The sequence below is a fragment of the Aeribacillus pallidus genome, assembly GCF_050478865.1.
Taxonomy (GTDB): Bacteria; Bacillota; Bacilli; order Bacillales; family JACDOC01; genus JACDOC01.
In genome coordinates this window covers 66,545-74,737 of record NZ_JBCNBW010000001.1, presented here as the reverse complement: position 1 = coordinate 74,737, position 8,193 = coordinate 66,545, and the positions used below count along the sequence as shown (strand labels likewise).

Below are 8,193 nucleotides of genomic sequence, written 5' to 3'. Positions count from 1 at the left end.
AGCGACGTGAGAGGCTAGGAGCCGGAGCTAGACAAGAAGAAAAGACAAAGAGAATGATTGACCTCGACAGGCGCTGGAGGACCTGCGAGGAGGCTGTTGCCGCCACAGCAGGGCCGAAGCGACGCGAGAGGCTAGGAGCCGGAGCTAGACAATAAGAAAAGCGAAGGCGACTGATTAGCCTCGACGCGCGCTGGAGGACCTGCGAAGGACTTTCGTTGGCTGTTTCTTTCCGTTTCATTCTTTTTTCTTTCTGTTTTTCGGTATTTACTTTCCGTTTGTCATCTTTTACTTTCCAATTTTCTAATTTTACCAATTAAATGTAATTCATTACGAACGAAAAGAAACCTGTATCAACTACAGGTTTCTTTCATTTAATACCTTGCATAACGGCTGATATTTAACAATACACCTACAGCCATTAACATTAATGTTAAGGAAGAGCCTCCGTAGCTTAAAAAAGGCAACGTGATTCCGGTAACTGGCATCAAGCCTGTTACAACACCAACATTAATCATCACTTGTATGGCAATCATCGAAATAATGCCTACTGCCAACAAACTACCGTATAAATCCGGTGCACCTAACGATATGCGAATCCCTCGCCATAATAGTAAAGCGAACAACAATAGAACAAACGTCGCCCCGATAAACCCAAGCTCTTCAGAAATAATAGCAAAAATAAAATCCGTTTGTGGCTCTGGTAAATAAAAAAACTTTTGACGACTTTGCCCAAGTCCTAATCCGAACAAGCCCCCTGGACCGATAGCATAAAGTGACTGGATAATTTGAAAACCGCTCCCTAACGGATCAGACCACGGATCTAAAAAGGAGGTAATACGTTTGATTCGATAAGGGGCAGATAACACTAATCCTGCAAAACCTACTAATCCCACCATCCCTAACATAATAAAATGGCTAATACGGGCACCTGAGATAAAAATCATCACCACACACGTCCCCACCATGACCGTCCCTGTCCCTAAATCGGGCTGTAACATAATCATGGCAAACGCAAGAAACACAATGGATAGCGAAGGAAGCAATCCTCGCTTAAAAGAGGTAATCATTTTTTGTCGTTCCGATAAAAATTTCGCTAAAAAGGCAATCATGGCTAGTTTCATAAATTCAGAAGGTTGAATAGAAAATGCCCCGACACCAATCCAGCTGCGAGAACCATTTCGAACAACTCCGATTCCTGGAATTAGCACTAAGATGAGTAAAACAAAACATACAATTAACAAAACTTTGGCCCATGTCCGCCATGTCCAATAATCGATGTTCATTAAAAAAAACATGGCAAATACTCCAACTCCTGCAAACAGTAGCTGGCGCTTCACAAAGAAAAACGAATCGTCAAATTTATAACTCGCCCATACAGCACTGGCACTATACACCATAATTAATCCGACGGCTAATAACGATAATGTGACTATTACTAAAAGAAAATCAGGCGTCGATTTCTTGACCGGCACATGACAACACCTCTCACACCTAGTAGAGCTTAAATACCGGTGTTTTCGTCTAGGTGTATGTTTCTATTGAGTCAAGCTCTCATTTTAACTTATGCACAGCTTCAATAAAAATATCACCACGGACTTCAAAAGTTTTATATTGATCCCAGCTTGCACAAGCTGGTGATAGCAAGATGACATCTCCTGGAGAAGATAATTCGTATGCAACCGGAACAGCTTCTTCTACATTATCGACACGCCGAATCGTTTCTATTCCAGCTTTGTTCCCAACATCGGCAATCTTTTGTGCCGTCTGCCCAAACGTAATAAGTGCTTTTACGTTTTTCATCGCTGGAACAAGTTCATCAAAATTATTGCCACGGTCAAGTCCGCCTGCGAGTAAAATGACCGGCTGATCGAACGCCTTCAATGCACTTTGTGTTGCTAAAATATTCGTTGCCTTTGAATCATTATAGAACGCTCTTCCATTAAGCTCTTTTACAAATTGAGTCCGGTGTTTGACACCGCTAAACGTTGTTAACACCCGGTATATGGCGTCATTGGAAACCCCTTTTAACTTTACAACCGCAACCGCGGCTAAAATGTTTTCTAAATTATGTTGACCTGGAAGGCGAATTTCTTTGACAGGCATAATTCGCTCTGTTTGAAACATAAGCCAACCGTTTTCGATGTACGCCCCAATAGAAACTTTACGAGTAGTTGAAAACGGAACGTGCATCCCTTTTCCACTATTTGCAATAGCGACAACTTCGTCTTGATCAGCGTTGTAAACAAAATAGTCGGTTTTAGTTTGATTTTTAATGAGTTGAGCTTTTGCATTGACATACTCTTGTTTTGTACCGTGATAATCTAAATGGGCGTCGTAAATATTTGTTAGTACCGCAATTTTCGGACAAAATTTGTCAATGCCCATTAATTGAAACGATGAAAGTTCAATGACAATATCATTCGCTTTCGTCGCCTGTTGAACGACTTCAGAAGCTACTTTTCCGATATTCCCAGCAATTAACGGAGCTTTCCCACCTTCTTTTAACATTTCAAAAATGAGCGTCGTCGTTGTTGTTTTCCCATTCGTCCCCGTGATACCAATAAACTCTGCTTCACAAATTTCGTATGCAAGCTCGACTTCTGTAATAATTGGAATCCCTTTTTTAAGAGCCCGTTCTACTAACGGGTTGTCATAAGGAATTCCGGGGTTTTTCACAATGAGTTCAAATCCTTCATCGATGAGCTCAAGTGGATGACCTCCGCAAATGACTTTAATTCCTTCATCTAATAAGTTTTGAGCTTCTGGGTTTTCCGACAACGGTTTGTAATCATTGACGGTAACAAAAGCACCTAACTTATGTAAAAGCGAGGCAGCACTTACCCCGCTTTTCGCTAATCCTAATACAAGGACTTTTTTATTTTCATATTTTTTGATCGTTTTCAACTACATCCACACCTCGATATATGTTGCTAAAATGGAAAATAATAATCCGACAGTCCAGAACGTAACGACCACTCGCCATTCGGACCAACCCTTGAGTTCATAATGGTGATGCAACGGGCTCATCCGAAATACTCGCTTACCTGTCGTTTTAAAAGAAATGACTTGAATAATGACAGATAAAGTCTCGATGACAAATACACCACCAATCAAAACTAGCAAAAATTCCAATTTCGTTAAAATCGCAACCGTTGCAATAGCTCCTCCGAGGGCAAGGGAACCGGTATCTCCCATAAACACTTTTGCCGGGTGGGCATTAAAGACGAGAAACCCGAGAACCGCACCTACAACAGCAACAGAAAAAATCGCTACATCATATTGAGATTGATTCCATGCTAAGATGGCCAACGTTCCGAAAGCAATGGCCGATGTGCCGGATACTAAACCATCTAAACCATCTGTTAAATTCACTGCATTGGAAAAACCTACTAACCAAAAAATAATGAATAATACATAAAAATGTCCTAAATCAATCGACCAATCAATCAAAGGTACCGTAATCACCGTTGAAAAGTCGTGTTGTTGAAATACGATATAAAAGATCACTGAAATGACAATTTGCCCGAATAATTTTTGCTTAGAGGTTAAGCCTAAATTTCGTTTCATTACGACCTTGATAAAATCATCAAGAAATCCTAATAAACCAAAACCAATTGTAACGAGTAACAATAAGTATATCTCTACACTCGGCTTGGAATACTTCATTGTCATTAAAAGAGTTGAAATGATAATAGATATTAAAATGACAATTCCGCCCATGGTTGGGGTACCTGACTTTTTCTGATGAGATTTTGGTCCCTCTTCCCGAATGCTTTGGCCAAATTTTAATCTTCGTAAAAAAGGGATAAATATTGGAGATAAAAGAACGGCAATTAAAAAGGCCATTAGCAACGAAAATAAAAGTACTTGCTCTAACATCTTTTATCCCCACCTTTCTTCCTATTGATGTGTTGCTGCAATTTGGTGATGCATCGAAAAATTTCCTTCTTTATTGCCCTATCATATGTTTTAATCCAATCATTCAGAAGTTTATCTTTTGTAAAAACGATGTTTGTCATCTGCTCCCACTCTTCTTTATTTAATTTCTGTAAGTATGTTTTTAAAAGGGTGAGAAGTGCTTCGTCCACCCTTTCGACGAAAAACACAGGAAAAAGTGTTGGTACTGCTGCTGGTAAAGGTTGATTGGAAGGCCACATGGCCGCGATGGCCCCTTGTTCAATCGCCTTTAGTATGTCAAAGGATGTTAACGCGATAAATAACCCTTTCTCCCCATTTAGGGATAGGTCAAGCAACAACGAATGAAAACGAATTTGTTCGTCTTTTGCCCCCCGAAAATTGGGACAAACCGTTGATACATCTTGAAATGTGAGCATTATAGACGCCCCTTAATCGCTTCTAATGCTACTTGACGATCATCAAAATCAAGGACTTGGTCACCAATAATTTGATACGTCTCATGCCCTTTACCGGCAATAAGGACGACATCGCCTTGATTTGCTTCTTCAATTGCCCAAAAAATCGCTTGTTTACGGTCAGGTATCAATTGATACGCCTGTCCTTCGGCTCCTTGTTCCATATCCCGTAAAATTTGCATCGGATCTTCTGAACGCGGATTGTCTGATGTAAAGACCGGGATGTCTGCATATTGACACGCAATCCGAGCCATTATCGGCCGTTTCGTTTTATCTCGATCGCCTCCACAACCAACGACCACAAATATACGCTTGTCTGTTAATTGCTTGACTGTTTTTAACACATTTTCCAGACTATCTGGCGTATGCGCATAGTCGACGATGACGGAGAAGTTTTGACCGCCATCCACTACTTCAAACCGTCCAGCAACACCCGTTAACGATTGTATACCTTGTAAAATCGTATATATTTCCATTCCGGAAACGTATGCTGCTGCAACCGCCGCTAATACATTATAAACGTTAAATTTTCCAATTAACTTCATGTTGACGGTTGCTGTTCCTTCAGGATAGTGCAAAAGGAATCTCGTTCCGGTTGGGTGTAATTGAATATCCGTTGCACGAAAATCTGCTTCTTTTTCAATACCGTAAGTAACTACGTGTGCTCCAGCGGTTTCTATCATAAATTCAGTTGAAGCTGGATCATCGCTATTCATAATAGCATATTTCGGACGATTGTGATGGAACGTGTTTCCTAATTGGGCAAATAGAAGACCTTTGGCCCGACGGTATTCGTCCATCGTTCCGTGATAATCGAGATGATCCTGTGTTAAGTTCGTGAAAATAGCGATATCGTAATCACATCCATGCACACGACCTTGAACGAGCGCATGAGAGGAAACTTCCATCACCGCAGTAGTTACTTTATCATCTACCATTGCTTTAAACGTTTTTTGTAACGTTAAGCTATCCGGTGTCGTATTTTTCGTTTCTATTTTTCGGTCACCAATTTTCATGTACATGGTGCCAATTAAGCCGGTTTTTTCACCTGCTTGTTGAAACAAATGGTCAATTATTTGTGTCGTCGTTGTTTTTCCATTCGTCCCCGTTACTCCAATTAATCGGAGTTTGTGGGTAGGTTGTCCATAAAAAATATCCGCTAAAAGTGCAAGGGCTTTTTTTGTATCTTTGACAATTATGGTTGGTACAGTTACCTTTACGTCTTTTTCTGCTAAAAGAGCGACTGCACCTTTCTTTACAGCTTCTTCGGCAAAGTTATGCCCATCAAATCGGGCCCCTGTGATGCAAACAAATAAACTTCCATTTTTCACATGTTGATGATTATTTTCAATAGAAATAATCATAGGGTTTCCATGATGAAGCACTTTTTTAATTGGTAAGTATGAAAGTATTGTTTGTAAATCCATTGGTTTCATCCCTCTCATATGTATGGAAACAATCACATTATATTTTACCGAAAAACCGTTGTCTATGCTAATTTTGTAAAAGTAAAGAAAGTGTAATGAAGAAGAGACAGGCCGTCATTTATGACAGCCTACTCTTCACCTAAATAGATGCGAATGGTCGACCCTTCTTTGACCTTTACACCAGGTTCTGGTGCTTGTTTTACAACCGTTGTTCCAGTTCCAGTAACGTTTAATTTCAAGTTGAAAAATTTTTGAACAATTTCTTTTCGTGTTAAGCCAACCAAATCTGGTACTTCCACCATCGGCGTGTCCAAGTAGGTTCTTTCTTTTTCAATTTGGTCTTTTCGTGGTTCTACCCCTAACACCGGCAACGTATCTCGGATGATGTTTCCTACAATGGGAGCAGCGACAACGCCCCCGAATTGAACGGTTCCCTTTGGATTATCTACTGCTACGTAAACGACAATTTGCGGATCATCGGCTGGAGCAAATCCGATAAACGAGACGATATGATTATTTTCTAAATATTTCCCATTTTGGGCTTTTTGGGCCGTCCCTGTCTTTCCACCGACACGATACGACTCTACAAAAGCATTTTTCCCTGTTCCTTGAGCGACAACGCTTTCTAGGGCATACCGAATTTGTTCTGACGTCTCTTCAGAAATCACCCGACGCTTCGCCACAGGGGTGTTTCGCATCACAACTTCACCGGTATTTGGGTCAATCAGTTCTTTCGCCACATACGGTTGATACAAAATTCCTCCATTCACCGCTGCCGCCACAGCAGCTACTTGCTGAATCGGTGTGACGGCCACCCCTTGACCAAATGCAGTTGTAGCGAGTTCCACTGGACCGACCTTTTCTAGATTAAATAAAATACCGGTTCCCTCTCCATGTAAATCGATGCCTGTTTTTTGCCCGAACCCGAAGTCTTTAATATATTGAAATAACGTTTCTTTCCCAAGCCGTTGACCTAATTCAACAAACCCTGGGTTACAAGAATTTTGAACCACTTCAAGAAACGTTTGTGAACCGTGTCCACCTCTTTTCCAACAACGTAACTTTGCCCCAGCTACTTCAATGTGACCTGGATCATAAAATCTTCCATTTTCTAAATCGACTTTTCCTTCCTCTAACGCAGCGGCTAATGTGATAATTTTAAACGTCGATCCTGGTTCATACGTACTCCAAATTGGTAAATTACGGTTATAAATCTCTGGGGGAACGCTTTGAAAATCACCTGGATCAAAGTTCGGTCGACTCGCCATCGCTAATATTTCCCCATTGTTTGGATTCATTGCTACCGCTATAATTCCATCCGGCTGATATGTCGCTTCTGCATTATCGAGTTCCCGCTCAACAATCGTTTGCACTTTCGTATCAATGGTTAGCTTTAAGTCTAACCCATCCACTGGTGGTTGATAATCGTCTGGCATTTCTGGCATTCGTTGTCCTTTCGCAGTGGAGTAAAATTGAACTGAGCCTTTTTCACCACTCAGCTCTTTATCGTAATACAATTCCAATCCCATTAATCCTTGGTTATCCACCCCAGCAAACCCCAAAACGTGTGACAAATAATCTCCAAATGGGTAATATCGTTTCGAATCTTCACCGATATACACCCCTTTTAAATTTAAATCCATGATTTCGTTCGCTTTTTCAATGGAGATTTTTCTACCTTCCGGATGGATTCGTTCAATGTTCGTTTTCTTCGTTACATGTTGATACGCTTTTTCTTTCGACATGTTCAATACTGCCGCAAGTTTTTCCGCCGTTTCTACAGGATCTTTTACTTGTCTAGGTACAACGTAAACAGTTGGTGCACTTTGATTAGTTGCTAGCTCGACACCGTTACGATCTAATATTTTTCCTCTCTCTGGTTCAAACGGAATATTTCGACTCCATAAATCTTGTGCTTTTCCCGTCAACCAATCGCCTAATACAAATTGCACATAGCCTAGTCGTAAGTCGATAATTAAAAAAATCAATAATCCAAAAATAAGCGTTAATACTAGCCGACGCCTTACAGTGACATTGGACACACGCTTCAACGGACGAACCTCCTCTTTATCAGGCTCGTTCCAATATATGCTTGTACCTTTTGGATTAGACCTTCAATGAATCCATACCCGATTGCCGGATCCGGTTATCAGTGAACAGGAAAACTCTAGGTTTCTTTTTCATTTTGTCCAGTAGGAATAGTTAAGGTTACTAATCCAATGAAATAATTAATTTTAATATTTTTACCAACTTACCAGTTTACTTGCTAAATTCAGTATTTACTTGCCGGTTTTGGAAGTTTACTTGCCAATCTTGAAAAATTAATTGCCAAATCCGAAGTTTTAATTGCCACTAGCGGATAATACTCGCCAACGCCATTCACAGCTTGCCAA

Annotated in this window: 6 protein-coding genes; all 6 read right to left on the bottom strand. The window is 40.6% G+C overall.

Going from position 1 to position 8,193, the window contains the following annotated elements; genetic code table 11:
• Nucleotides 1-371: 371 nt before the first annotated feature.
• The 6 genes from spoVE to ABES52_RS00355 all read right to left on the bottom strand — a co-directional run bounded on the left by spoVE (nt 372) and on the right by ABES52_RS00355 (nt 7,851).
• On the bottom strand, nt 372-1,472 hold the full coding sequence (spoVE, locus tag ABES52_RS00380) for a stage V sporulation protein E (RefSeq protein ID WP_429647825.1): 1,101 nt from the start codon (nt 1,470-1,472) through the stop codon (nt 372-374).
• A gap of 79 nt (nt 1,473-1,551) precedes the next feature.
• Nucleotides 1,552-2,904 (bottom strand): UDP-N-acetylmuramoyl-L-alanine--D-glutamate ligase, encoded by a 1,353-nt coding sequence (gene murD / locus ABES52_RS00375; RefSeq protein ID WP_429647823.1) that lies wholly within the window; start codon nt 2,902-2,904, stop codon nt 1,552-1,554.
• Complete coding sequence (gene mraY, locus ABES52_RS00370; RefSeq protein WP_429647821.1) at nt 2,905-3,879, bottom strand: phospho-N-acetylmuramoyl-pentapeptide-transferase; 975 nt, start codon at nt 3,877-3,879, stop codon at nt 2,905-2,907.
• Nucleotides 3,873-4,334 (bottom strand): hypothetical protein, encoded by a 462-nt coding sequence (locus ABES52_RS00365; RefSeq protein WP_429647820.1) that lies wholly within the window; start codon nt 4,332-4,334, stop codon nt 3,873-3,875. Before ABES52_RS00365 ends, mraY begins: the two co-directional genes overlap by 7 nt.
• Nucleotides 4,334-5,800 carry a UDP-N-acetylmuramoyl-L-alanyl-D-glutamate--2,6-diaminopimelate ligase gene (locus ABES52_RS00360; protein WP_429647818.1) on the bottom strand — a complete coding sequence of 489 codons (1,467 nt, stop codon included), beginning with the start codon at nt 5,798-5,800 and terminating at the stop codon, nt 4,334-4,336. The genes ABES52_RS00365 and ABES52_RS00360 overlap by 1 nt, the downstream gene beginning before the upstream one ends.
• 128 nt (nt 5,801-5,928) lie before the next feature.
• Nucleotides 5,929-7,851 (bottom strand): stage V sporulation protein D, encoded by a 1,923-nt coding sequence (locus ABES52_RS00355; RefSeq protein WP_488168052.1) that lies wholly within the window; start codon nt 7,849-7,851, stop codon nt 5,929-5,931.
• Nucleotides 7,852-8,193: the final 342 nt, after the last annotated feature.

Bases quoted from the DNA above. Each gene is read 5' to 3' on its own strand.
- mraY (WP_429647821.1), bottom strand. From the start codon at position 3,879: ATGTTAGAGCAAGTACTTTTATTTTCGTTGCTAATGGCCTTTTTAATT.
- ABES52_RS00365 (WP_429647820.1), bottom strand. From the start codon at position 4,334: ATGCTCACATTTCAAGATGTATCAACGGTTTGTCCCAATTTTCGGGGG.
- ABES52_RS00360 (WP_429647818.1), bottom strand. From the start codon at position 5,800: ATGGATTTACAAACAATACTTTCATACTTACCAATTAAAAAAGTGCTT.